Annotated in this window: 21 protein-coding genes, 1 tRNA gene and 1 pseudogene; 5 read left to right on the forward strand and 18 right to left on the reverse strand. The window is 60.0% G+C overall.

Features of this window, described 5'->3' with window-relative positions:
- Positions 1-60 precede the first annotated feature (60 nt).
- From trxB to IPK32_03470, 3 genes are all read left to right on the forward strand, one after another.
- A complete protein-coding gene (gene trxB, locus IPK32_03460; protein ID MBK8091067.1) occupies positions 61-993 on the forward strand; it encodes a thioredoxin-disulfide reductase in 933 nt (310 codons plus the stop codon).
- Positions 994-1312: 319 nt separating this feature from the next.
- Positions 1313-1741 carry a L,D-transpeptidase family protein gene (locus IPK32_03465; protein ID MBK8091068.1) on the forward strand — a complete coding sequence of 143 codons (429 nt, stop codon included), beginning with the start codon at positions 1313-1315 and terminating at the stop codon, positions 1739-1741.
- A gap of 20 nt (positions 1742-1761) precedes the next feature.
- Entirely contained in the window at positions 1762-2103 is a 342-nt protein-coding gene (locus IPK32_03470) for a rhodanese-like domain-containing protein (protein ID MBK8091069.1), read from the forward strand.
- A gap of 42 nt (positions 2104-2145) precedes the next feature.
- Here IPK32_03470 and IPK32_03475 read toward each other — a convergent pair whose 3' ends face one another.
- On the reverse strand, positions 2146-3312 hold the full coding sequence (locus IPK32_03475) for an ABC transporter permease (GenBank protein ID MBK8091070.1): 1167 nt from the start codon (positions 3310-3312) through the stop codon (positions 2146-2148).
- Between the two features lie 143 nt (positions 3313-3455).
- Between IPK32_03475 and IPK32_03480 the strand changes: the two genes are divergently transcribed.
- Positions 3456-3701, forward strand: coding sequence for a glutaredoxin family protein (locus IPK32_03480; protein ID MBK8091071.1), 246 nt, complete (start codon positions 3456-3458; stop codon positions 3699-3701).
- A gap of 64 nt (positions 3702-3765) precedes the next feature.
- On the forward strand, positions 3766-4890 hold the full coding sequence (locus IPK32_03485) for a hypothetical protein (GenBank protein ID MBK8091072.1): 1125 nt from the start codon (positions 3766-3768) through the stop codon (positions 4888-4890).
- A 26-nt stretch (positions 4891-4916) separates the two neighbouring features.
- Here IPK32_03485 and IPK32_03490 read toward each other — a convergent pair.
- The 17 genes and pseudogenes from IPK32_03490 to IPK32_03570 all read right to left on the reverse strand — a co-directional run bounded on the left by IPK32_03490 (position 4917) and on the right by IPK32_03570 (position 24069).
- Positions 4917-5736: pseudogene (locus IPK32_03490) on the reverse strand (ParA family protein).
- A gap of 129 nt (positions 5737-5865) precedes the next feature.
- Positions 5866-6516, reverse strand: a complete 651-nt coding sequence (gene cmk / locus IPK32_03495) for a (d)CMP kinase (protein MBK8091073.1) — start codon at positions 6514-6516, stop codon at positions 5866-5868.
- Between the two features lie 19 nt (positions 6517-6535).
- Positions 6536-7909 (reverse strand): 3-phosphoshikimate 1-carboxyvinyltransferase, encoded by a 1374-nt coding sequence (aroA, locus tag IPK32_03500; GenBank protein ID MBK8091074.1) that lies wholly within the window; start codon positions 7907-7909, stop codon positions 6536-6538.
- Between the two features lie 111 nt (positions 7910-8020).
- Positions 8021-9385, reverse strand: a complete 1365-nt coding sequence (xseA, locus tag IPK32_03505) for an exodeoxyribonuclease VII large subunit (GenBank protein ID MBK8091075.1) — start codon at positions 9383-9385, stop codon at positions 8021-8023.
- Between the two features lie 42 nt (positions 9386-9427).
- Positions 9428-9518: transfer RNA gene (locus tag IPK32_03510), tRNA-Ser, on the reverse strand.
- Between the two features lie 104 nt (positions 9519-9622).
- Positions 9623-11731, reverse strand: a complete 2109-nt coding sequence (locus IPK32_03515; protein ID MBK8091076.1) for a S9 family peptidase — start codon at positions 11729-11731, stop codon at positions 9623-9625.
- A gap of 336 nt (positions 11732-12067) precedes the next feature.
- Positions 12068-12667, reverse strand: a complete 600-nt coding sequence (locus IPK32_03520) for a transposase (protein MBK8091077.1) — start codon at positions 12665-12667, stop codon at positions 12068-12070.
- Between the two features lie 523 nt (positions 12668-13190).
- Complete coding sequence (cysA, locus tag IPK32_03525; protein MBK8091078.1) at positions 13191-13925, reverse strand: sulfate ABC transporter ATP-binding protein; 735 nt, start codon at positions 13923-13925, stop codon at positions 13191-13193.
- The gene (cysW, locus tag IPK32_03530; GenBank protein ID MBK8091079.1) at positions 13922-14782 is read right to left on the reverse strand and encodes a sulfate ABC transporter permease subunit CysW; all 861 of its coding nucleotides are present in this window, start codon (positions 14780-14782) and stop codon (positions 13922-13924) included. The genes cysA and cysW overlap by 4 nt, the downstream gene beginning before the upstream one ends.
- Positions 14783-14800: 18 nt before the next feature.
- Complete coding sequence (gene cysT / locus IPK32_03535; protein MBK8091080.1) at positions 14801-15625, reverse strand: sulfate ABC transporter permease subunit CysT; 825 nt, start codon at positions 15623-15625, stop codon at positions 14801-14803.
- A gap of 18 nt (positions 15626-15643) precedes the next feature.
- Positions 15644-16423: a succinylglutamate desuccinylase/aspartoacylase family protein gene (locus tag IPK32_03540; GenBank protein ID MBK8091081.1), complete on the reverse strand. Its 780-nt coding sequence runs from the start codon at positions 16421-16423 to the stop codon at positions 15644-15646.
- A gap of 4 nt (positions 16424-16427) precedes the next feature.
- On the reverse strand, positions 16428-17390 hold the full coding sequence (gene cysK / locus IPK32_03545; GenBank protein MBK8091082.1) for a cysteine synthase A: 963 nt from the start codon (positions 17388-17390) through the stop codon (positions 16428-16430).
- A gap of 36 nt (positions 17391-17426) precedes the next feature.
- Positions 17427-18413 carry a sulfate ABC transporter substrate-binding protein gene (locus tag IPK32_03550; GenBank protein MBK8091083.1) on the reverse strand — a complete coding sequence of 329 codons (987 nt, stop codon included), beginning with the start codon at positions 18411-18413 and terminating at the stop codon, positions 17427-17429.
- A gap of 48 nt (positions 18414-18461) precedes the next feature.
- Complete coding sequence (locus tag IPK32_03555; GenBank protein MBK8091084.1) at positions 18462-19910, reverse strand: alginate export family protein; 1449 nt, start codon at positions 19908-19910, stop codon at positions 18462-18464.
- A 334-nt stretch (positions 19911-20244) separates the two neighbouring features.
- Complete coding sequence (locus IPK32_03560; GenBank protein ID MBK8091085.1) at positions 20245-21465, reverse strand: hypothetical protein; 1221 nt, start codon at positions 21463-21465, stop codon at positions 20245-20247.
- On the reverse strand, positions 21462-23039 hold the full coding sequence (locus tag IPK32_03565; GenBank protein ID MBK8091086.1) for a hypothetical protein: 1578 nt from the start codon (positions 23037-23039) through the stop codon (positions 21462-21464). The genes IPK32_03560 and IPK32_03565 overlap by 4 nt, the downstream gene beginning before the upstream one ends.
- A gap of 58 nt (positions 23040-23097) precedes the next feature.
- The gene (locus IPK32_03570) at positions 23098-24069 is read right to left on the reverse strand and encodes a DUF21 domain-containing protein (protein ID MBK8091087.1); all 972 of its coding nucleotides are present in this window, start codon (positions 24067-24069) and stop codon (positions 23098-23100) included.
- Positions 24070-24145 lie beyond the last annotated feature (76 nt).

Here is a 24145-nt window from a genome sequence, read left to right on the forward strand (position 1 = left end):
TGCGCCCGCAGGCTGCCTTTCCATCATCGGCGGCTCACTTTCACCTCACACACGACTCACATGGAAAACGTCATCATCATCGGCACAGGCTGCGCGGGCTACACAGCGGCGATTTACACTGGACGGGCCAATCTGGCACCACTCATCCTCTCCGGGAACATGCCGGGTGGACAACTCACCACCACCACCGAGGTGGAAAACTTCCCCGGCTTCCCAAAAGGCATCATGGGGCCAGATCTGATGATGAACATGCAGACGCAGGCAGAGCGCTTCGGAGCACGCATCGACTACACGATGGTCGCCAGCGTGAAAAAGACCGCCGCAGGCCATTTTGAGGTCGTATCGGAAGATGGGAAAGTGCGTGAGGCCAAGACGGTGATCATCGCCACGGGTGCCTCTCCGCGTCACCTGGGCCTACCGAACGAAAAAACACTCATCGGCCACGGTTTGACCAGTTGCGCCACCTGCGACGGAGCCTTCTACCGCAACGTGCCCGTCTGCGTCATCGGCGGTGGCGACAGCGCCTGCGAAGAAGCCTCCTTTTTGACCAAATTCGCCTCCAAGGTCTATCTCATCCACCGCCGCGATGTGCTGCGTGCCTCCAAGATCATGGCCGACCGCGCCCTGGCCAATCCGAAGATCGAACCCGTCTGGAACAGTGGCATCAGCGAATACCTCACCGACGAAAAAGGTGAGATGCGTGCCGTGAAGCTCAAAAACCTCGTCACTGGCGCGGAGAGCGAGCTGGAGGTGAAGTGCGTCTTTGTCGCTATCGGTCACGTGCCGAATGCGGCCTTCCTCGGCGACCTCGTGGACCGTGACGAAAACGGCTACATCCTCCAGACCAAAGGCACCCGCACCAAGACGGAAGGCCTCTTTGCCGCTGGAGACGTCGCCGACCACGTCTATCGCCAAGCCATCACCGCCGCCGGCCAAGGCTGCGCCGCCGGGCTAGAAGCCGAGCGCTACCTCGCCGACCAGGGCGTCCACTGATGGCAGGATCTCCTTTTTTGCCGGGAATGGAAATGGTGGACAGTCAGCCAGGAGTGTTCATTTTCGCCGCCCTGCTGTGGGCTCCGTGCCCAGACTGTTTCGTCTCCATTTCTATCGCATGACATCTCCTTTGCCTTTTTCGCCTCGCCTTCTGCTCTTGCCCCTGCTGGTGCTGGCGCTCTCTTCCTGTGCTGGCATTCGCAAAGGTGCATCACGCGTGCGCGGACAGACACAGTATCTGGAAGCTTTCGCCCCGGGGACAGTGCCGCATTCTGCGCTGTACAATGCAGACCAGGATTCCTACTGGGATGGTGATGGCATGGGCGGATCTCCCAGTGTGACCATCGACCTCAGTGACCAGAAGGCTTACTTTTACAAAGGTAGCCAGCTCGCTGGTGTCAGTGCGCTGTCCACCGGTGATGAAAAGCATCCGACGAAGGCGGGGACCTTCAAGGTCATCCAAAAAGACCAGTGGCATAAATCGAATCTCTACGGCGACTTCGTCGATGCCTATGGCAATGTCGTGCGGGCGAATATCGACATCACCAAGGATAAACCACCAGCGGGGACACGCTTTGAGGGCTCCAAGATGCATCACTTCATGCGTTTTGTCGGCGGGATCGGCATGCATGAGGGCTTTTTGCCCGGTTATCCGGCCTCCCATGGCTGCGTGCGCATGCCTGCTCACATGGCGGCCATCTTCTACAACAATGTCAATATGGGCACGCCCGTCACGGTGCGGCCCTGATCGCTACGCACACGCCTCCTATGACCGAAGTCCCGCTCGAAATCGGCCCCACAGATGTGAGTTACCTCCTGGGGAGGCCCGGTGCCCGTGATTTCCGCATCATCGACTGCCGTGAGCTCGATGAGTGGCACATCTGCCGCCTGCCAGATGCGGTGCTGGTGCCGATGTCCCGCATCGACGAGATGGCGCCGCAGGTTTTCACGGATACGTCGGAGAATCTGATCGTGTATTGCCACCACGGTATGCGTAGCCAGCGACTGGCTCAGTGGCTGCGGCAGCATGGCTTTTACCGTGCGCAGAGCATGCGCGGTGGTATCGACGCCTGGGCAGATCTCGTGGAGCCGGAGCTGCCGAGGTATTGAGCATTGCTGCTGTCACAGGACTTCTGCATCAGAGCCTCATTTTCATAATGCGAGGCGTAGCAGGGCTGGAGCGGCGATAGAAGCTGCAAAGTAGAGTCCTGCGGCGATGAGGCTGGCGAGTAGTGCGATGAGGGTGATTTCCAGCGCTTTGACGAGGCGGAGGCTGTTTTCTGCGACGCCGATGTCTGCTAAGGTGCCGAATTCCCGCCTGCGGAGGCGAAAGCTCAGGGCAAAGACCAGCGCCGCGACAAAAAGGGCCGCGCCTGCTGTGGTGAGTAGCATGGTGGTGGCAAATCCCTCCAGCCGCACGAGCTGGGTGAGGAGTGACTCCATGTCATCTTGTGGACGAATGAGCTGGCTGGTTTTTGAGCGTGCGTATTGACCTGCGAGGAGCGCTTCTGCCTTGGCATCTGCGGGGAGCACGATGGCGGCACTCACGGGGTAGGTGCCGGAGTCGCCGTGGAAGTGAAAGGTGGAGAGATTGGCATCTGTGACCTCCTGAAACATGCGCACGGCGGCATTTGCGACGGTGTTGCCGTCGTTTTCCTGTTTGAGCACGGTTTGTGCATTTTTCGCCACATCGTCGTGGCCGTGGCTGCGGCCTTCGATGAGCCATGCGGTCTTCAAATCGACAAAAATGGCCTCATCGTCTGCGGTGCCAGTTTCAGCGAAAAGGCCAGTGATGCGCATTTTTAGCGGATAAATGCCCGCGATGTCGAAAGCCTGCTCACTGGAGGAAAAGAGGGCGTCCCCAGGTTTCAGGCCGCGTTTTGCGGCGACGCGGGCACCGAGCACGCAATCGCCCAAACGGGTGATTTGGCGGCCAGCGGCCAATTTGAGCCCGCGGAAGGTAAAGTAATCCAATTCGGTGCCGACGATGGGAGATTCCTGCGCATGAAAGCGCACATGCAGCGGGATGGCCTGTGCGGTGCCGGTGGCGCGGATTTCCGCGAGCGTGGCCAGTGGTAGGCTCGGAGAAGACTCACGCTTGAAATAAAGAGCGGTCATCATCAGGTCCAGCGCACTGCCCTTTACCCCCACGATCTGCGGGGTGGAGGCAGCACGGGCTCGTAAATCTGCCTGGGCATGCCGCACCAGCACACGCAGGCATAGGGGTAGGGCAAAGACCAGCCCCAGCGCCGTAGCCAGCAGCAGACTCTGCACGCGATGACGCGTGATGTAGCGGACTGCGAGGAGGAGAGTGGGCATGTGCGGCGGATGGAACGAAATCCGAATGCCGAAAGAACGACGAATGTCGAATGCGGAATGCAGAATGTGCGGGCTGGCGCATAGAGCGGTGCTCCCATTCTGCCGCTTGCACTGGCTGAAGGAGCTAGCCATGCTGTGAGGCGATGAAACCTATCCTTTTTGTCAAAACTGGCTGCCCATGGTGTGATGAAGTGCTCGAGTACCTGGAGGCTAAAAACATCCCGCACGAGGTGGTCGTCGTCACGGGTGATCGTGAGGCGATGCAGCGCATGATCGACCTCAGCGGCCAGTCCAAAGCTCCGACGATGGACTGGGATGGAGAGGTGCTGGCGGACTTCGGCGTGGATGAGCTGGTGCCTTTTCTAAAGGCCCGTGGTGTGGCTGTGTAAGCTGGCTTATTCTTTTTTTGCGTGAGCAGGTTTTTAGGCGAAGGAGAAGTCTGATCTCTTTACCATGAACCGCGATCTCATCACTTCCCCCGCTGATCTGAAGCCTGACACCCCCTGGCAGGATACGATCTGGGCCTGGACGAGCGAGGAATCTCTCGCAGACCACAGCACCCGCGCCCGCTTATGTGTGGCGACGCTGCTGCCTTTCAAGGACCAGAAGCCGGACTGGGCGGGTTTCACCAAGAGCGTCCACTGGATGCGCCAGTGTGCGGAGCATTATGGTGTGGAGATCGTCTTCGTGCTGAATGCGGATACGGGATACATTTTTGACCTGGATAATGATCTCTACGCGGAGGTGCTGCGGCGCTTCCGTGCGGAATTCCCGGATCAGCGCTTCATCGCGGGTGTGACCGCGCGTGGGGCTGAGGCGGATAGTGTCTTCAAAGCCGAGCGCTACCACCCGCTGCTGGACATCGCCCAGTCGCATGAGAACTGCGAGGTGATGATCATGACTTCCCGGCTACTCAATATCCTAGCGCCTGAAGCGCGGCGGGATGCGTATTTTCAGATCGCAGAGCACATCACGCGTCCAGCCATCGCACATGCATTAGAGCCCTCCTTTGTTCCATGGGCCACGCCGTATGAGCCGTGGCTTTTCCACCAGATCGCGCTGCATCCGAAGTATGTCGGCGGAAAGGTGAGCACGCTCGATGAGCCGCAGTTCCTCTACTGGGCGGCGATGTGCAAAGATCAGAATCTCCCCTTCTCTCCGCACAGTGGGGATGACTATGGGATCGCCACAGCGATCAAGCTAGGCCTGCCGCTGCTCATCGGCGCGGGTGTGAGTGCCTGCCCGCTGATCTGCGATGCGCGGGATATGTGGCTGCTGGATAGTGTGACGGATAAAAAGTACAAAACCGGCACCGGCCGCTTCGATACCAGGGTGTACAAGCTGTTTGAGGCCTTCCAGAGCTTTGAGGATCTCGTTTTCCGCCTGGATGAGCGCTTGAGCGCCTCTCCCTATAAACACAGCACTGCCCATGTGCTGCATGAGCTGGGCCTGATCGATGCCCCTGAGCCACATCCAGACTGCAAAGACCTACGCGGCCCAGATGAGGCCCTGCGGATGCAGGAGGCACTGCGCAGGCCACGCCGCGTGGCAAAGCGGCTGGAGATACCGTTTTTCTGAAGCCGCTTTCAGCGGAAACAGAGCCTCTATGGGCTCTCTGCCTCCTCTAGGGTGGGAGCAGCGGATGGCTCTGTTTTGGGCTGACGACGATCGAGAAATTCCTGCGCGAGGGCTTTGTAGGCCTGAGCACCGCGACCAGAGGGATCATACTCGATGATACTCTTGCCGTAGCTGGGTGCTTCCCCGAGCCGTACGGTGCGGGGGATGACGCTTTTATAGACGATGTCAGGGAAGTACTCCTGGACCTCGCGCACGACTTGCTGGGCCAAGTTCGCACGGCTGTCGTACATGGTCATGACGATGCCTTCGAGCAGCAGATTCGGATTGGCCCCGCAGTCACGAATCTGGCGTGCGATGCCGACGATCTTGCTGAGGCCCTCCAGGCCGAAATACTCGCACTGCATGGGCACGAGTAGCTCATCCGCCGCAGAGAGGGGAGGAAGTCATGAGCACACCGAGGCTGGGCGGCGTGTCGAGAATGACGTAGTCAAAGCTGCGCATCTCACGCACTGGACTGAGCACGTCCGGCAGACGTCCGAGATGATTGCCCGCCAGGGCCAGCTCGATCTCACAGCCAGCAAGCTCCTGGTGGGAGCGGATGATGGAGAGATTTTCCAACCGGGTGGCGCGGATGAAATCACGCGGGTCGGCATCTTCGACGAGGGCGGAGTAAAGGCTGCCGCGCTCCTCCTGTGCGAGGCCGAGACCGCTGGTCGCGTTCGCCTGCGGATCGAGGTCGATGAGCAGCACCCGCTGCCCTAACTGAGCGAGGCAGGCGGAAAGATTGACCGCCGTGGTCGTCTTGCCGACGCCGCCTTTTTGATTGGTGATGGCCACGATGCGCATGTTGTTTCCGGGATGATTGAGCTGGGGCGCGGATTGTGGCGAGAAAGCAGCGCACATGCTACAAGAGAAAGCGCAAAAAGTCAGGCAACCGATTCTCACCGATTGAACGAAGTGACCAACCTGAATGGATTAAGCGCTAGGCGAGAGATTTTTGGAGGCTAGTGATGCCAAAACTTTCTCCACGGCCTCTTCCAGGGTGATGTGGGAGTTGTCGATGATTTCAGCTCCATCTGGGATGACGAGCGGGCTGGATTTACGGGCTTTGTCCAGGCGATCACGCTCGGCGAGGTTGTCGGCTTGCCCCTGGGCACGGCGGCGGGCAGCGCGGACTTCCTCAGAGGCGTCGATGTAGATTTTCCACGGACTGTCAGGGAAGACGACGCTACCGATGTCACGCCCCTCCATGACGAGCGGCCCGAGTGCGGTGAGCGCACGCTGATCGGCGACGAGGCGGGTGCGCACCTCTGGCACGCGTGCGACGAGGCTGACAGCTCGATTGATGGCATCGGTATTCAGGTCATCGAGGCTGAGATCATGCCCATCGAGCCGGACGTGGGTGATGCCGTCGAGGACGGGGCATTCAAAGGTAATGGCCGGCAGCACCGCTGCGACAGCGGCTGCATCCGCCGGATCGACCCCACGGTGCAGCACCGCCCATGTCATGGCACGGTACATATTCCCCGTGCCGACAAAGGTGTATCCGAGATGCTTCGCGACAAGGCGTGCGATGCTGCTTTTACCGGAGGCTGCGGGTCCGTCGATGGTGATTACGGGGGGCATGTGCAGGTGATGGACTGGATCACTTGGCGAGTCTCTGCGCGACACTGGCAGGCACGCGAGAGAGGGTGGGGATGGGACGAGCGGCAGTATCGCCATGGAGGAAGAGGTCGAGGTGGTGATCAAATCCAGGGTAGCTGGTGCCGATGCACTCGGTGTCTTCGATTTGAGTGACGCCTTCGGCAAACAAGCCCGCGATGGCGAAGGCCATCGCGATGCGATGATCGCCAAAGCTGGGGACAGTGGAGCCCAGGAGCTTCGCCCCGCCCTCGATCTCCATGCCATCGGGCCGCTCAGTGACGGTGACACCCATGAGGCGTAAATTATGCGCCACAGCGGCGATACGGTCCGTTTCCTTCACTCGTAGCTCTTCGGCATCACGGATGAGTGTTTTGCCACGGGCGAGGGCTCCTGCTACGGCGAGGATGGGCAGCTCGTCGATGACATTTGGGATCTCAGCACCGCCGATGACGGTAGCATTGAGCTCGCCACCTTTGACGACGATGTTGCCACGCGGTTCGCCATCGGAGTGGATCTCACTCTGGATGACCTGGGCTCCCATGCGCAGGAGCACGTCGATGATGCCGGTGCGGGTGGGATTGAGGCCGACGTTTTTGATGGTGATCTGCGATCCTGGTGATGCGGCAGCAGCCACCATCCAAAAAGCAGCACTGGAGATGTCGCCGGGCACCACGATGTCAGTCGCACGCGGCTCCTGCGGGCCATAGACGCTGACGGCATCGTCCTCACGCAGCCATTTGATGCCGAAGTGGCTAAAGAGCCGCTCTGTGTGATTCCGCGTGGCCACGGGCTCGACGACGGTGGTCTTCCCATGAGCGTAGAGTCCAGCGAGGAGGATGGCGCTCTTCACCTGGGCACTGGCCACAGGGAGCTTGTAGTACATGGGCTTGAGCTCGCCGCCGTGGATTTTGAGCGGAGCGCAGATTTTCTCTCCCTGACCCTCGATACGAGCCCCCATCTGACCGAGTGGGTCAGCGACACGTTTCATCGGCCGCTTCGAGAGTGAAGCATCGCCAAAAAGCTCGGTGGTGAAGTCCTGACCCGCGAGGATGCCACAAAGCAGACGCGTGGTGGTGCCGCTGTTGCCACAGTCGATCGGATGCGTGGGTGCTTTGAGCTTCCCGCCATTGCCGGTGATCGCGAGCTTCACCAGCCCCACGCCTTCCAGCTCCTCCAGAGGCTCCACCGTGGCACCGAGGGCCTGCATCGCCTTTACCGTGCAGAGACAGTCTTCACTGGGGAGAAAGCCGTCGATGACCGTGGTGCCTTTGGCCATACCCGCGAACATGGCGGAGCGGTGAGAGATGCTTTTGTCACCGGGGACAGTGATTTCGGCGGGGATGCTTTTGAGCTTTTTCGATTTGATGATGGCCATGCGATGATCAGGCCGCCTGAGGGATGAATTCACAGAGGTTTTGTGCCTCGGCGAAAGTTCGGCGGGACTTTTCATGGCCCACACCCAAGAGGATTTCAAGCGCATCCACCCTCAGACCTTTCGGCTGCGGAAAACTCCCCCAGAGAGCCGGGTGACGATTTCATCGCCTGTAGCTGCCTCATCAGGGGCCATGAGGACCTCCCCCGCCGCATTGGTCGTGTAGGAAAAGCCCCTCCGCAGCACCGCCTCTGGGCCGAGGTGACGCAGCACCTCCTCCCGTGCATGGAGGAGATCCCCATCTCGCTGGAGACGCGTGCGCATGGACTGCTGGATCATTTGCATCGCAGAGGACACCCGGAACCCGGCCTCCGAGATCATCGCACGCGGATGCATGGTAGAGAGGGCGTGTTGCTTCTCTGCCACCGCATCCTGGAGACGGCGGAAATGCTCCCGCATCAGCTCCCGCACCCGCGAATCTGCCTCATCGATCGCCTGATCCGCCTCCAAAAGCACCCGAGGCAGCTCACTGAGCAGCGGCCCCTTTGCCATGAGCTCCAGCACATGCTCATGGTGCCCCAAAGTGCTGCTCACGCGGTTCTGCAGCATGCGTGCCGAGGCATCTAGCATGCGACGCAGCTCAGCCACATCTGGCGCCAGCAACTCCGCAGCCGCACTAGGCGTCGGGGCACGCAGATCCGCTGCGAAGTCCGAGATCGTGAAGTCGATCTCATGCCCCACGGCGGAGATAACCGGGATGTGCATCGCTGCGATGGCACGGGCCAGCACCTCCTCATTAAAGCACCACAAGTCCTCCAAACTCCCACCACCACGCCCCACCACGATGGTATCCGGCACCGGCAGACCGAACTCCCCTGCCCTATCGAGCACCTGGAGCGCCCGCACGATCTCCAGCTCCGCCCCCGCCCCCTGCACACGCACCGGATAGACCAGCACACGCAACCAGGGAGCACGCCGGGTCAAAATATTCAGCATATCCTGGATCGCAGCTCCCGTGGGACTCGTCACCACAGCGATCACTTGTGGGAAACGCGGGATCTCCTTCTTCCGCGCCTGATCAAAGAGCCCCTCCGCATGCAGCTTCCGCTTGAGCGCCTCGAACTGCGCCTGCAGCCCCCCCTGGCCCCTCCCCTGCACCTGCCGCACGATCATTTGATACTGCCCACGCGGCTCATACACAGACACATCACCCAGCACCTGCACCTGCACACCATCCGCCAGCCGCGCACTCACACGAGCTGCCGCACCGCGAAAAAGCACACACGAGAGCTGCGAGCCAGCATCCTTCAGCGTGAAGTACTGGTGCCCGCTGGATTGCAGACGGTGATTACTCACCTCCCCCTCCACCCACACACTGCCCAATCGGCTCTCCAGCACCTCACGGATTTCCCGCGTGAGCTGACTGACGGTGAGGACTTGCGGCTTTTCTGGCATGCCCACTTTGTGAAGTCGATTCACAGCACATGCATCCTCAAAATGCATCTCCTACATAGAGAAAGCTGGCGGACAGGGAGGGATTCGAACCCTCGGTACCGGATTAGGGTACACACGCTTTCCAGGCGTGCTCATTAGACCACTCTGACACCTGTCCCGAGCTTTTCGCCACCCAGGTCTGGGCAGCGAGGCGCGGACTCTGCCGCAGCCCTGCGGTGTGGCAAGATGTTTTTACCCCTAGATGAGCTTCACCCTGCTTTTTCAATCCGACTTCGACCCCCAATCCGCTCGCATGCCTAGCTGGGCGTGGAGGAAAGCCATTTCATCGGCAGCTTTTTCGATCATTTTCCCCAAAGCCGTCCCTGCACCGTGTCCCGCACTGGTCTCGATACGGATCAGCACAGGTGGCCCTCCTTTGGCCTGAGACTCCTGGAGCCGTGCGGCGAATTTGAAACTATGCGCAGGCACCACCCGGTCATCATGGTCGCTGGTGGTCACGAGAGTGGCTGGATAACGCACGCCGGCACGCAGATTGTGATACGGCGAGTATTTCAGCAGCGCCTTGAACTCAGCGGCATTCTCCACGCTGCCGTAGTCGCTCTTCCAGGCCCAGCCGATGGTGAATTTTTCAAAGCGCAGCATATCCAGCACTCCCACGCCAGGCAATGCCGCTCCGAAAAGCTCCGGCCGCTGCGTCATGCAGGCTCCGACGAGCAACCCACCATTGCTACCGCCCTGGATCGCCAGCTTGGCACTGGTGGTGTATTTTTGAGCGATGAGCCACTCCGCCGCCGCGATGAAGTCATCGAAGACATTCTGCTTACCGAGCTTGATGCCTGCATCGTGCCACTCGCGGCCGTACTCGCCACCGCCACGCAGATTCGCCATCGCGAAAACCCCTCCCATCTCCAACCACACGGCCCGTGACACGGAAAACGACGGCGTGAGGCTGATGTTGAAGCCGCCATAACCATAAAGCAGCACCGGATGACTGCTATCGAGCTGGAGGCCCTTCTTATGCACAAGGAACATCGGCACCCGTGTGCCGTCTTTGCTGGTGAAAAACACCTGTTTCGTCTCCAGGCCGCTACCCTCGAATTTCACCTTCGATTTGCGCCAAAGCGTACTTTCACCCGTTTTCACATCCAGGCGGAAAATGCTGCTCGGGGCTGTAAAGCCGGTGAAGGTGAAAAAAGTGCTCGAATCCTCACGATAACCGCCAAAACCACCCGCAGAGCCGATACCCGGCAGAGCCACCGAGCGCACTTTCTCACCCTGGAGCGTGTATTGCAGCACCTCCGTCTTCGCATCACGCAAATATTGGCAAAAAAGCTGTCCACCGACGGTGGAGACATCCTCCAGCAGCACCTTCGGCACCTCCGGCACGATGATGCGCCAGTTGCCCCGCTGCGGCTGCGTGGTGTCGATGGCGATGACGCGGAAACACGGCGCATTCAGGTCCGTGCGAAAGTAAAAAACCGGCCCATCATTGTCGATAAACTCGTAGCGAGCATCGTAGTCATTCAGCAGCTCCACAGCAGGCGCATCCAGCGCCGCAGTCCTTTTATAAAAGACCCGATTCTTCGGCTCCGTGCCTAGCCACACCTGGATGATCAGGAATTGGCCATCCTCAGTCACACTACCGCCAAAGCCCCACTTCGGCTCATCCTTGCGCTCATAGATGATCGTGTCCGCACTTTGCGGCGTGCCCAGCTTATGAAAGCAGAGCTTATGAAACTCATTCTTCGCCGTGAGGGCCGCACCAGCCGCTGGCTCATCATAGCGTGAGTAGAAGAATCCACTGCTGTCCTTTAGCCACGAGATCCCGCTGAATTTCACCCAGTGGATCACATCCTCGCGGTCTTTCCCGCTGGCAATCTCACGCACACGGATCGTGGTCCAGTCACTCCCAGCCTCGGACACTGCATAGGCGATGAGCTGCCCATCCTCACTCGGCTCAGAGTCAGTCAATGAAGTCGTGCCATCCGCAGACATCGCATTTGGATCAAGCAGCACTTTCCCCTCCGCATCCAGCGAGTCCGCCATCATCAGCACCGACTGGTTTTGCAGACCGCTATTGTGCGAGAAAAACCACCTCCCACCACGCCTCGATGGCATCCCCACACGTTCATAATTCCACATCTCTTTGAGCCGTGACTGCACGCGGTCTCGCATCGGCAATTTCTCCAGATAACCAAAAGTCACCTCATTCTGCGCCTTCACCCAGGCCTTCGTATCCTCCGCATGATCATCCTCCAGCCAGCGATAGGGGTCCGCAACGTCCACCACATGAATCGTATCCGTGACATCCTCCTTGCGGGTCGGCGGGTAGTTAAGAGTATCGGCAAAAAGGTAAGCGGAGGTCAGCATGAACACGAAAAGGCAGCGCATGCATCCGATGCTGGCCGGGCCTAGCGCGAATGCAAATGATGATGCCGCCGCTAAATGAGTCGTGTGGACTCATACCTGATTCCGTAAGCTATATTGACCGATGAGGAAGCCACTGGGTTTTTACGGACTGACACGGCAGTGGGGTGCTTTTTGAGGGAGGCGGCAGCTGATTTTTGCCGCCCGGCGTGCTCGATGGATGATTCTGCGGCTTGGTTTGATCCCTTTTTTACCCTCTTTCGCAGTCTTTGCCCACGGACTTGCTCTCCCGCTCTCTGGACCCGGTCGTTTTGGTTGCTTCCTGCTCAGGGGATTTTTTCAGGTGGCACTCAGGCGTGCATCCATGGCCAGGAGCACTCGACTCCACGGCCATTGGCTCGCTAGCTTCATCACCTCCCGTCCGCTGTGGCGGACCCATTTGCAGGCGACGTGGATCAGGTCGCGTATGATGCTGCCCACTCGCCGACGTTTGACCGCTTTGATGCGCTCCGGCCAGCTCTCCGCTTGTTCTTCACGCACGCTGCGGGCCAGTTCGTCAAGGCTGCGCAACAGGTTGTAGGCGTAGGCTCCGAGCTGCAATATGAGCGTGTTGACCGCGAAACTCTGCGAGGGAAATCGCTCCAGATTTAGGTCGCTTTTTAGTTCGCTGTGATACTGCTCGCTGGTGCCGTGGTCATGATACAGCGCGATGATGCCCGCTGCGCTCTGGCCGAGGTTGGTCCAATACGTCTCGACGCTGATCTGGTCGATGAGCAGTGGTTGACCGTGCTTGTCGATGCTGCGGCGCACGACGCGGTAGATCACTGGCAGCGGTTCTTGCTCGCTGTTCTTGCCACCGGGGCGGTGGTGATCTGCGGTGCCGACATAGACTTCTTTGGCGTGCGAGAGCCATTTGACAGGGATGTGCGCCTTGGGCATTTATTCTGCCGTCGGTGAGTGCAAGTGTCGTCATGTGGCAACCTGTTGGGTTGGTGTCGTTACCTCACCCTTTGCCTCTTCTGAGGCGGGTTGCTTCACTCTATCTCTTTTTACCTCACGGATTCAGGTAATTCACTTCCACATCCTCTTTCACAGGATGAGCGGCATGGAGCGCAGTGATGGACTAGTATATGAGATCGTCATTCTATATGAGCACTATTTGCAACGCCAACGTATGAGCCCGCGCAGGCTACTTCATTACCAACTCAGTCAATGGTATCCCCTGCTCTTCTTCTAGGCATCAGCTACCGCCTACATCTCATTTTCTGGCTCGCCGCCAGCACGAGTGCACCTCACCCGTCAACCATCTCTCAATGCGACATATCACCTGTCCAATGGGCAAATACCGCTCCAAAAAGACCAGAAGCAGCTGCAGACCGAAGTAAAGCTGCCGCCATCCATCTCGGACTGAATGAACGCATGACTCTTAACCATCTTATCCCAACTTGAAGGCACAGATGCTTCAAATCATCACGCAGTCGAGGAAGTCGGCGACGAACTCGTTTTTTGGGTTCTCGCGGAGTTGTCTTGGGGAGCCGACTTGCTGGATGTGGCCTTCGTGAAGGATGACGACGCGGTCGGCGAGTTCGAAGGCTTCGTCTTGATCGTGCGTGACGAAGAGCGTGGTGACGCGGGTTTCGTCGTGAAAGTGACGCAGCCATTTGCGCAGCGTTTTGCGCACTTTGGCATCGAGAGCGCCGAAGGGTTCATCGAGCAGCAGAACCTGTGGGCCAACGGCGAGGGCGCGGGCGAGCGCGACGCGTTGCCGCTGGCCGCCGCTGAGCTGCGTGGGGTAGCGGTCGCCGTAGCCTTCGAGGGCGATGCGGCGCAACAGCTCGGTGACGCTGCGGTCGATGTCCTCACGCGAGGGCCGCTCAGGCCGTTTCATGACGCGGAGGCCGAAGGCGATGTTTTCGGCGACGGTCATGTGATTGAAGAGGGCGTAGTTTTGGAAGACGAAGCCAGCTTTGCGCTCGTAGGCGGTGCGGTTGGTGACATCGCTGCCGTGAAACTCGATGCTGCCCGCGCCTTCATCGGCGAATTCGAGTCCGGCGATGATGCGCAGCAGCGTGGTCTTGCCGCTACCGCTGGGGCCGAGCAGGGCGACGAGTTCGCCGGTTTTGACTTCGAGATCGACGTTTTTCAGTGCCTGAAAGCTGCCGAAGGATTTGGAGATGTGGTGGATGTGGATGCTCATGCTGCTCCTCGTGGGGTGGTCGTCAGAGTTTTCAAAATCAGGGTCACCAGCGCGAGCAGTGCGAGCACGGACGCGACGGCAAAGGCGGGGACGAACTGGTATTCGTTGTATAAAACTTCGATGTGCAGCGGCACGGTGTTGGTCTTATTGCGGATGTGGCCGCTGACGACGGAGACCGCGCCGAACTCGCCCATGCTGCGGGCATTGCACAAGATGATGCCGTAGAGCAGGCCCCATTTGATCTTCGGCAGTGTGACGCGCCAGAACATCTGCCAGCCATTCGCGCCGAGCGTCATCGCGGCTTCTTCCTCGGCCTGGCCCTGCGCCTCCATCTGCGGCGCGAGTACTCGCGCGACAAAGGTGAAGGTGACGAAGATGGTGCTGAGCACGATGCCGGGCAGCGCGAAGATGATCTTGATACCGTGTTCCTTCAACGACGGCCCGAAGAGGCCCTGCGCACCAAACAGTAGCACGTAAACCATGCCCGCGATGACCGGCGAGACCCACAGCGGCAGCTCGATGAGCGCGGTGAGGAAACGTTTGCCGCGAAATTGAAAGCGCGACACGCACCAGGCCGCCGCGAGGCCGAAAAGCGTGTTCAACGGCACCGTGATGGCCGCGACTTGCAACGTGAGCCAGATGGCATGCGTCGTGGCGCGATCATCGAAGGCCTCCACATAGCCTTCCCAGCCTTTGCGGAACGCTTCCTGGAAAATGACGACGAGCGGCAGCACGAACATCAAGCCCATGAATGCGACAGCGATGCCGATGATGAGCCAGCGGGAGAAAGGAGACTCGGATGTGGCTTTGCGAGGCCTAGCGGTGTGGATTGGGTGGTTGATGATGATGGCGGCCATGATGGAATGACGAAGGCTTCAGCGGCCCGTGCGCTTGCGGCTCCAGTTGCTGAGGAAGTTTGAGATGAGCAGGATGCCGAAGCTCGCGGCCAGCATCACGACGCCGATGGTCGCGGCTCCGGCATAGTCGTATTCTTCGAGGCGCATGGTGATGAGCAGCGGCGCGATTTCGGTCTTAAAAGGGAGATTGCCGGAGATGAAGACGACGCTGCCGTATTCGCCGACAGCGCGGCCAAAGGCGAGGGTCATGCCCGCGAGCGTGGAGGGCAGCAGGGCGGGAAAGACGACGCGGGTGAGCGTCTGCCAGCGGTTCGCGCCGAGGCAGGCAGCGGCTTCTTCGACATCCATCGAGAGATCGGCGATGACGGGCTGCAAGGTGCGCACGACGAATGGAAAACCGACAAACGTGAGCGCAATGGTGATGCCGAGCGGCGCATACGCGGCCTTGATGTCGTGCTGGGCCAAAAACGAGCCGATCCAGCCATTCGGCGCATACAGCGTGACGAGCGCGATGCCTGCGACGGCCGTGGGCAACGCAAACGGCAGATCGACCATCGCATCGAGCAGTCGGCGACCTGGAAATGCGTAGCGTTCCAGCGCCCAGGCTGTGATCAGGCCGAAGACGCCATTCACGAGCGCGGCAACGAACGCGGTGCCGAAGCTGAGTTTGAGCGACGAAATGACGCGGGCATGGGTGAGTGTCTCGATGAAGTGCTCCCAGCCGCCGCTGGCCGCTTTCCACGCGAGCATGGAGAGCGGAAAGAGCACGAGGAGGCTCAAGTAAGTAACGGTGAAGCCGAGAGAGAGCCTGAAGCCAGGCAGAACGTGACGTGGACGTGCCATGAAGGTGCGCGAGTGGGATTACAAGTTCGCGGCGTAGGCCTGGAGTTGGCGGTATTCGGCGAGGATGCGCTTCACGGCGGCGACGGTGGCTTTGACCTGCTGCGGCATCGGCGCGAGCGCGGGAGTCTCGAACACGATCTCCAGCGCACGCGGCCTCTGTTCCGGCGGAGCGCTGAGGATGCCGAGGTAGCCTTCCTTGATGATGCCGCGACTAGCGAGAAAGCCATCGATGATGTGCTGCTCGTTGCGCGGGAGGAATTCGCTCGCCGCTTGCAGCGCAGGCTCGAGCAGGTGCTCGCTGAGCAGATCGCCGCTGACGAAGCCGTAGCAGCCGTCGGAGGTGTCATCGGAGTGCAGGGAGACGATGCCGTCGTATTTTTCGCGGCGCAGTTCGCTCTCCAAATAGACGATTTCAGGCTCGGTGGAGCCAAACCAGAACTCTCGGTTCAAATCGAGGCCGCTGTGGCTGTGCCGCGTGCCCAGCACGAGGCCGGTGGGATTGCAGATGGGGAAGAAATGCAGCTCGTAGTCGTGCAGCTCCTCCGGCTTCTCGGCGGCCCAGCGGATGAGTTCCTGCGTGGCGAGCGTGCCCGCTTCCTCATCGCCATGAATGCCGGCGAAGATGCCGATTTTGATGCCGTAACCCGGTTTGAGCGGCTTGCTGACGATCTTCGGGATGAAGATGCCTTGTTGCTCGCTCGGGTGGATTTCAGTCATCAGTCGTGAGGATGGCAGTGGGATGGTGCCGCGCTGAAACGCGTGCCTGCCGGTGAATTGCAAATGGGATGGGAGTGTCATGGTTTCAAGCGGTGACTTTGCTGCGTGCCTCGTCAGCGAGGGCGGTGGAGAGGTAGCGCTCGCCGGTGCTGCAACCGAGGGTGACAATGAGCTTCCCGGCATTCTCCGGACGCGCGGCGACTTGCAGCGCGGCCCACACGTTCGCACCGGTGGAAATGCCGACGAGCAGGCCTTCCTCGCGAGCGAGGCGCTGCGCGGTGGCGATGGCATCCTCGTTGGTGACCTGGATGACCTCATCGACGATGCCGAGGTTGAGGTTCTTCGGCACGAAGCCAGCGCCGGTGCCTTGAATCTTGTGCGGGCCAGGCTGCACCGGCTCTCCGGCACGTGTCTGTGAAATGACCGGCGATGCCGCAGGCTCGACGGCGATGGATTGCAGCGAGGGTTTGCGGGCTTTGATGACTTCGCTCACGCCGGTGATCGTGCCGCCGGTGCCCACCGCAGCGACGAAGATGTCGATCTGACCACCAGTGTCGTGCCAGATCTCGTTCGCCGTCGTTTTGCGATGGATCTCCGGATTCGCCGGATTTTCAAACTGCTGCGGCATCCATGCGCCGGGTGTCTCGGCGATGAGTTCCTCAGCGCGTTTGATCGCGCCTTTCATGCCTTCCTTTGCAGGCGTGAGCACCAGATTGGCACCGAGAAGCGCCAGCAGCGTGCGGCGCTCCAGGCTCATGCTCTCCGGCATCGTCAACGTGAGCGGATAGCCTTTCGCGGCGGCGACAAAGGCGAGCGCGATGCCGGTGTTGCCGCTGGTGGGCTCGATGATGTGCCCGCCGGGCCGCAGCACGCCGCTTTGCTCCGCCGCCTCGATCATGGCGCGGCCGATGCGGTCTTTGACACTGCCGAGCGGGTTCTTGAACTCGCCTTTGAGCGCGATGGTGGCCGGAAGGCCCGCGGTGATGCGGTTGAGCTTCACAAGCGGCGTGCGACCGACGGCTTCGATGATGGTGGTGAAGTAGGACATGGCGTGCGGAGGTGTTTTGAGTGCATCAGCCGCGTTTCACTTCGCGGAGTAGATCTGGTCAAAGATGCCGCCTTCATCGAAGTGCTTCTTCTGCGCCTTGCCCCAGCCGCCGAAGTCGCCGTCGATGGTGACGAGCGTGAGTTTCGGGAAGCGGGTGCTGTATTTCGCGGCGGCAGCGGCATCACGCGGGCGGTAGTAGTGCTTGCCGATGATGTCCTGCGCCTCGGGTGTGTAGAGGTATTCGAGGTAGGCCTTCGCGACTTCGGTGGTGCCTTTTTTCTCGGCGTTCTTGTCCACCACGGCCACGGTGGGCTCGGCGAGGATGCTCAGCGAGGGGATCACGATTTTCGTCTGGCCGGGGAACTCACGCTGGATGAGCCATGCCTCGTTTTCCCAAGAGAGAAACACATCGCCGATGCCGCGCTGTGCAAACGTGGTCGTCGAAGCACGAGCACCGGTATCGAGCACGGGCACGTTCTTGAACAGCGCGGAGATGAAATCCTTCGCCTTGGCTTCGCTGCCGTATTTCTTCAGCGCGTAGGCCCAAGCGGCGAGGTAATTCCACCGCGCACCGCCGGAGGTCTTCGGATTCGGTGTGACGACATTCACGCCGGGCTTCACGAGGTCGTCCCAGTCCTGGATGTTCTTCGGATTGTCCTTCCGCACGACGAACACGATGGTGCTCGTGTAAGGGGCGCTGCTGTTCGGCAGGCGCTTTTGCCAGTCCTTCGCGATGAGACCAGCCTGCTGGCCGATCACGTCGATGTCACCTGCCAAGGCGAGTGTGACGACATCAGCTTCGAGGCCATCAATGACGGCGCGGGCCTGTTTGCCAGAACCGCCGTGGGATTGGTCAATGCTGACTTTTTTGCCAGCGGTGGCCTTGTAGTGCTTCGCGAAGGCTTTGTTGAACTCGGCGTAGAGTTCACGTGTGGGATCGTAGGAGACGTTCAGCAGCTCGAAGTCGGCGGCAGAGGCGGAGAGGCTCAGAAGAGCGGTGGTGAGGATGAGAGAGAGTTTCATGATGGAATATGGGAGAAGAGTTTGGAGATGAGGGATGAGGTGTTGGAATCAGAAGAAGCGGTGACTAAATTCGAAGTAGGCGAAGTCGGTGTCGCCGCTGCGGACGCGGTTTTGGATGAAGTCACCGGCTTTGAAGTAGGCGTAGCCGACGGTGATCTCGGTCTTGGGGCTCCAGGCGTAGCGAGCGCGGATGTCGAGCTCTTGTCCGACGAAGCCGCCGCTGCGGCCGGTCACGTCGCGGGCGTTGTTGGCGTTGGCGAAGCGGTCCTTGTCACTGGCGAGCCAAAAGAGGCTGTAGCCGAAATCGACGCGCAGGTTGTGACGTGGTTTGAACTCCACACGAGCCTTCGGTGCGCTGATGTTTTCATAAACGACGTAGTCATTGGCGGACCACGGACGACCGAAGCCGAAGAAGCGCTCGAAGCGGTTGTCCTGGTTGTCGTTCGGATCGCGATCACCGCTGGCGTAGCCGTAGAAGAGGCTGAAACGCGGCTTCCACGGGTTCGTGGCCCAGGTGTAGCCGACTTCGATGTTTCCGGCATACGCACGCACATCTCGCGATCCATTTCGACCAAACTGGTAGATGAAACTGAAGTCGTAATCGAAGCCGCTGCTGCCGACGATGCCGTAGCCGCGCAAGCCAGGCGAATGGACGAACCGCTCAGCCACGCCTGCATAGGCGGATTGATTCAAGGCGAGGTAAAACGGCTCCAGCGTGATGATGTCTGACCACTTTCGCCAGTGGCCGATGGCCCCGTAAAGCCACTGCTGCTCCACAGGGCGATCCCAATCATACTTCGAGCGGCTCAGCGGCTGCACGGCGAGCAGATCGAGCTGCCAGTCATTGCTTTCCTGCCCGAGGCTGGCGTGAAAGCCCTGGAAGGTGTTCGCAGTGTTGCGCCACTGGTTGTTGCCGAGCAGACGGCGGTCGAGGAACTCGAAGTTATGAATGCCGTAGCGGATGCTGAGCGGTCGCGGATTGCCGATGGCATCGTGGCCGAGCAGATCCTTGAAGTACAGCTCGCCGTAGAGGCGGATGAACTCGAATTCATTGAAGTCGCGGTTATCGCGGGCGTAGTTTGAGTTGTAGCGACGCGAGTCCTGAAGCTCCGCCGCGAAGCGGAAGGGATCAGCGATCTCTTTGATGCCGATGTAGGCCCGCGTGCGGTGCAGCCACGGCTCATCGAGGCCCGCCTGCGCCCGGCGGATGTCGTCATCGCGGTATTCGTAGCGGAAGCGGTAATCGAGGCCCACATCGAGCCAATTCACATTCAGCAGCGAGTCGATGCCGAGCTCGCTGACACTGCGCGCATACTTCGGCGGATCAGGATCACGCGTGGTGCTGTAGCTGAGCGGGTTTTGATAAAAGGTGCCTCGCTTTAGCTTGGATGCTTCGTTGTCGTCGGCATTGGCTGCGACGGAGACGGAGAGGATCAAGCCGAGGAGCGAGACTCGGGAGAAAAGGTGTTGGGTGGGTCGGATTGCTTTGGATTTCATGAGGTTGGCATCTGCGGAGCGTCGGCTTCCGGTGGTCCGGTCGGCGTCGGCAGGTGTCGTTGTCGGGAGCGCCCCGGTATGGGACCGGTGGGCTAAATGAAAAAGAGACTGACCGGGTCATGGAGGCTCGAACAGCAAGCCGCTGTGCAGACGCAGGGTCTGGAGCGGTTTTTGTCGTCGAACACTTCCGGTGGTCCGGTCAGTCTCTTGGAGGTCGCAGGCGGTCTGTAAGGACTGCTGGGGCGATGTGCTGGACAGTTATCTTCTGAATCTACATTCGGCAAGTAGGAATTAGAAAAAGTTTCTCACAGAGCCTCACATTCAGAGCGGTGGCTCAATTGCTCTTCATCGCTGGCAAGTTCAGCCGATGTTTGGTCCAGAGCAGGTTCGCCGTGGTATCCGCACTACCTTTGATTCGGCCGCGATTCGCGGCGTGGAGAATGGGAAGCAGTTCAGGCGCGAACTCGCAGAGGTCGATCCAGTTGCCACGCAGTGTGCCGGGCGGGCGTTTGCCAGCGGTTTCGCCATCGGTGCGGCCAGTGAAGGTGTGGTTGGGCCGCGCCATGATGTGGAGCACGATGTTGGCAAAGGGTTTCATCATCGCCGCCGTGATGCCGTAGCGACCGCTCACATAGGCACGGTAAAGTCCGCCGACATCGTAGCCGCCATGCGCGGTGTCTTCGAAGTGACGCATGGGTTCTTCGGCAGCATAGGTCCAACGGTAGCACTCGTGGCCATTCACGGTGATGCGCTTCGCCGCCGCAAAGAACCAGTCCACGGAGGCCTGCACGATGGCTTCGTAGCGTTTCAATCGTGACGCATCATCGCCAAGCAGCGCGTGGCATTCAGCGAGCCGTTGGAAGCCGTTGTTCAGCATCATCTGCTGATTCCACGGCACAGGCAGATTCGAGCTGCCGGGACGCGAGGCGGAGTCGTAGGCCGGTGAATTGGGCGAATAATAGCGCAGCGTATCAGCCCGCACGAGCCACCGCAGCACGAAGGCATCCACCGTGTGGTCCATCTCACGCAAATAGCGCCGTGCCCGCTCGCGATACGTCCCGCCAAAGCCATGAGGATCGCCATCGGGCACCTTTTCACCCTGCAGCGACTCGTTTTGCAGAATAAGCCGCGCCGCATACGCGATGTGGCCAATGACATCGCCCGTCTCCGTGCCTGCGTAGGCGAGTTGGCCTTCTTTGGGCACCGAATTCGGCCATACAGCCTCACGTTCGCCCGTCCAGACGATGACGCCGGTTTTCGCGTCATTTCTCGCCGCAAGCATCTGGTCTGTGAAGCGCAGCATGAGATCGAGCAGCTCGCGATCACCCGAGATTTCAAACATCCGCCCCAACGACTCGACAGCCATGCCGCCGCTGCCATAGACCATGGCATTGCGCAGATTGTCCACAGGCACCGGCACCGTGCGCATGAAGCTCTTGAAGGCCTGTAGCTCAGCTGCCGTGACGGGGCCTTGGAGCTTTTCGACGATCATTTCCTCCGCTGCCGAAAGCGAGCCGAGAAAGGCAAAGGTGAGAGCGAGAAATGCGGATTTCATCGGCGTGCAGCACGGGGATCTGTCTCCCAGTCATCCGTGCGGAAGGCTTGGGCGGGTAGGCCGTCTTGATTGAAGAGGTTCGCCCACGGGGCATTGCTGGACCAGGCGTAGCGGACGGCGGCGGGAGTTGAAACGGCGGCGCTGGAGACGAGAACGGTATCGCCTTCGATGGTGGCATCAGCCCAGACGAATTTCTTGTCGGCACCGGCAATGAGGAAGCCTTGAAGCTTGTCGCTGTGACGTGCGGCGAGTCCTTGGCCGACATGCGTGAACTTGACGCGCACTTTGTCGCCCACGGTCTCGTGCGAGGCGTAGAGCGGGCCGCTGAATTCGATTTTTTGGCCATAGACAAAGCCGAGCGCGACTTGCTTGGCACGCTCGCCGTAGCCGGATTTGTTCGTGGGATGCGTCATGCCGCCGAGGTCGGTGCTGATGACCATGGCGGTGTGCGGGTGCTGCCGGATTTTGATGTGGACTGCACGGGCGATGCCTTCGTTGTCAGCGGGCACTTTGGCGGGCGGCGGAGCGAAGGGAATGGCGTTTTTCGTGGTCGGATTCGCCAGATCCCAGGCGGTGCCGCCGCCGCTGGGCTTCTGCATGTAGAGGAAGGGAAAGTCCTGGTTCCAGGCTTTGCGCCAGCCTTGGATGAGAGCGCCCATGAGGTGAAATTGATCCACGCCGGTGATGCCTGTGCCGCCTTCGCCTTGATCCCACAGCACGCCGCGAATCGCATACGGCACATAGGGCTGAATGTGTGCCGCGTAGAGATGACCGATGACGCCCATGCACTCGCCGGGCTGCCTGGGCACGGCAGGTTCGCGACCCACGCGAGCACCGCTGTGTTTCGCTTTTTCCGCGTTGGCCTTCCACGCGGTCATGTAGCGCTCGTAGGCCTTCATCGCGGCGGGAAAGTCATACGTTTTGGCAAACTCCTTCACCTGCGCCTGGCAGGCCACGTCACCGCGATACATCTCCTCCGTGAGCCAGTAACCCGAGGGCGTGCCGCCTACCGCGCCGAGCATCAGGCCGACGGGGACATCGAGATCGGTGTGCAAGCGCGAACCAAAGGCAAACAGGATCGCGGAGAAGCCATCGACGTTCGCTGCGGTGGCCTCTGTCCAGCCCGCACCGCCTTGGCGGATCAGGCGGATGCGCGGATACGGCGCGGCGGCGAGCGTCTTCTGCAAGCCTTCGTCGTTGATCTTGTAGCCACGGACCGTTCCCGCCATGTTCGACTGCCCGGAGCCCAGCCACACCTCGCCCACGAGCACGTCTTTCACTTCGATGGTGTTCGTGCCCTTCACGGTGAGCGTGAGTCCTTCCGCCACCTCCAGCGGATCGAGCTTTAGCTGCCACTTCCCATCCGCACCTGCGGTCGTCTTCTTCGTTTGTTCAGCGATGGAAACGGAAATCTCCTCGCCAGGGGCTGCCGTGCCCCAGATCGGTGCCGCGACATCGCGCTGGAGCACCATGTGATCCGAGATGACCGGCGGGAGCTTCACCGCAGCGTGTGTGATGGAGGTGAGTGCCAGGCAAAGCACGGCGAGAGGCAGAAACGGATGGCTTTTATTCATGCGTGGGTTCCAACGACCCAACGAGACGGTCTATTGCCATGGAGAAGCGGGAAACGCCTCAAACTCGCGCTCCCATGAGCACCTTCATCACATCGTCCATGGTGATCCAGCCGAGGATCGAGTTGTCCGGCGCATCCACGAGCACCGCGACCTCTTGCTTGTCGAGGAAGAGGGCGAGAAGCTGGGTGAGCGAGGCTTTGCCATCAATGCGTAGCGCGGGGCGAATGAGATGTGTCCAGTCGGCGGACTCGGGCGTGGTGAGGTTCTGCACAAAGAGCTCGCGAACGCGGATGTAACCGGTGACTCGCTCCAAAGTGCCGTCTGGGCTGACGGGATAACTGCGGTGGAGTTTCTCGCCAGCGGCCTGAACGTTTTCCAGCAGCGAGAGACGCATGTCGAAGACCTTCACGGCCTCACGCGGCACCATGGCGGACTTCACGCGGCGTGCGCTGAGTGTCGCGGCGTGGATGATGATGATTTCCTCGCGATTATGAATGAGCTGCTCGGCTTTCGCGGCCTGGACGAGCGTGATGATGTCCATGATGTGGTCACTCTGCGTGCGGCCTTCGTTCGCGCTGCGTTTGAGGCGCTGGCAGAATTTTTCCATCAGCAGCACGAGTGGATGGCAGAGCCGCAGCATCCAGGTGAGCGGTCCGATGAGCCGTGGAGCGAGTTTTTCAGCGTGATGGACGCCGATGATCTTCGGGGCCATTTCGCCGCCCAAGAGCACCAAGACGCTGATGATCACGGAAAACAGCCAAAGCCATTCGCCACCAAACACATCGGTGGAAAGGGCCCCTGCAAGTGTGGCAAGGCCGGTGCTGGCCAGCGTGTTGAAAATGAGAATGGCCGAAACCGGGCGCTCGATGTTGTTTTTGAGCCGAAGCCAGCGCCCAGACACCGCGCTGCCCTTTTTCTCCTGCAACTTGAGCGAAAGCGGGTTCAGGCTGAGCAGTACCGCCTCCATCAAGGAACAAAGAAACGAGACGCCCAGGACTGTTAGAACGACGAGTAAAAAAAGTATGAGCATGAAAGAGAAACAGTGTTGGCCGCAACTATGCCATTTGTATGGTGCGTTATTTTAAATCTCAGCAGCGTTTGTTTCA

The sequence above is a fragment of the Verrucomicrobiaceae bacterium genome (assembly GCA_016713035.1).
Classification (GTDB): Bacteria; Verrucomicrobiota; Verrucomicrobiia; order Verrucomicrobiales; family Verrucomicrobiaceae; genus Prosthecobacter.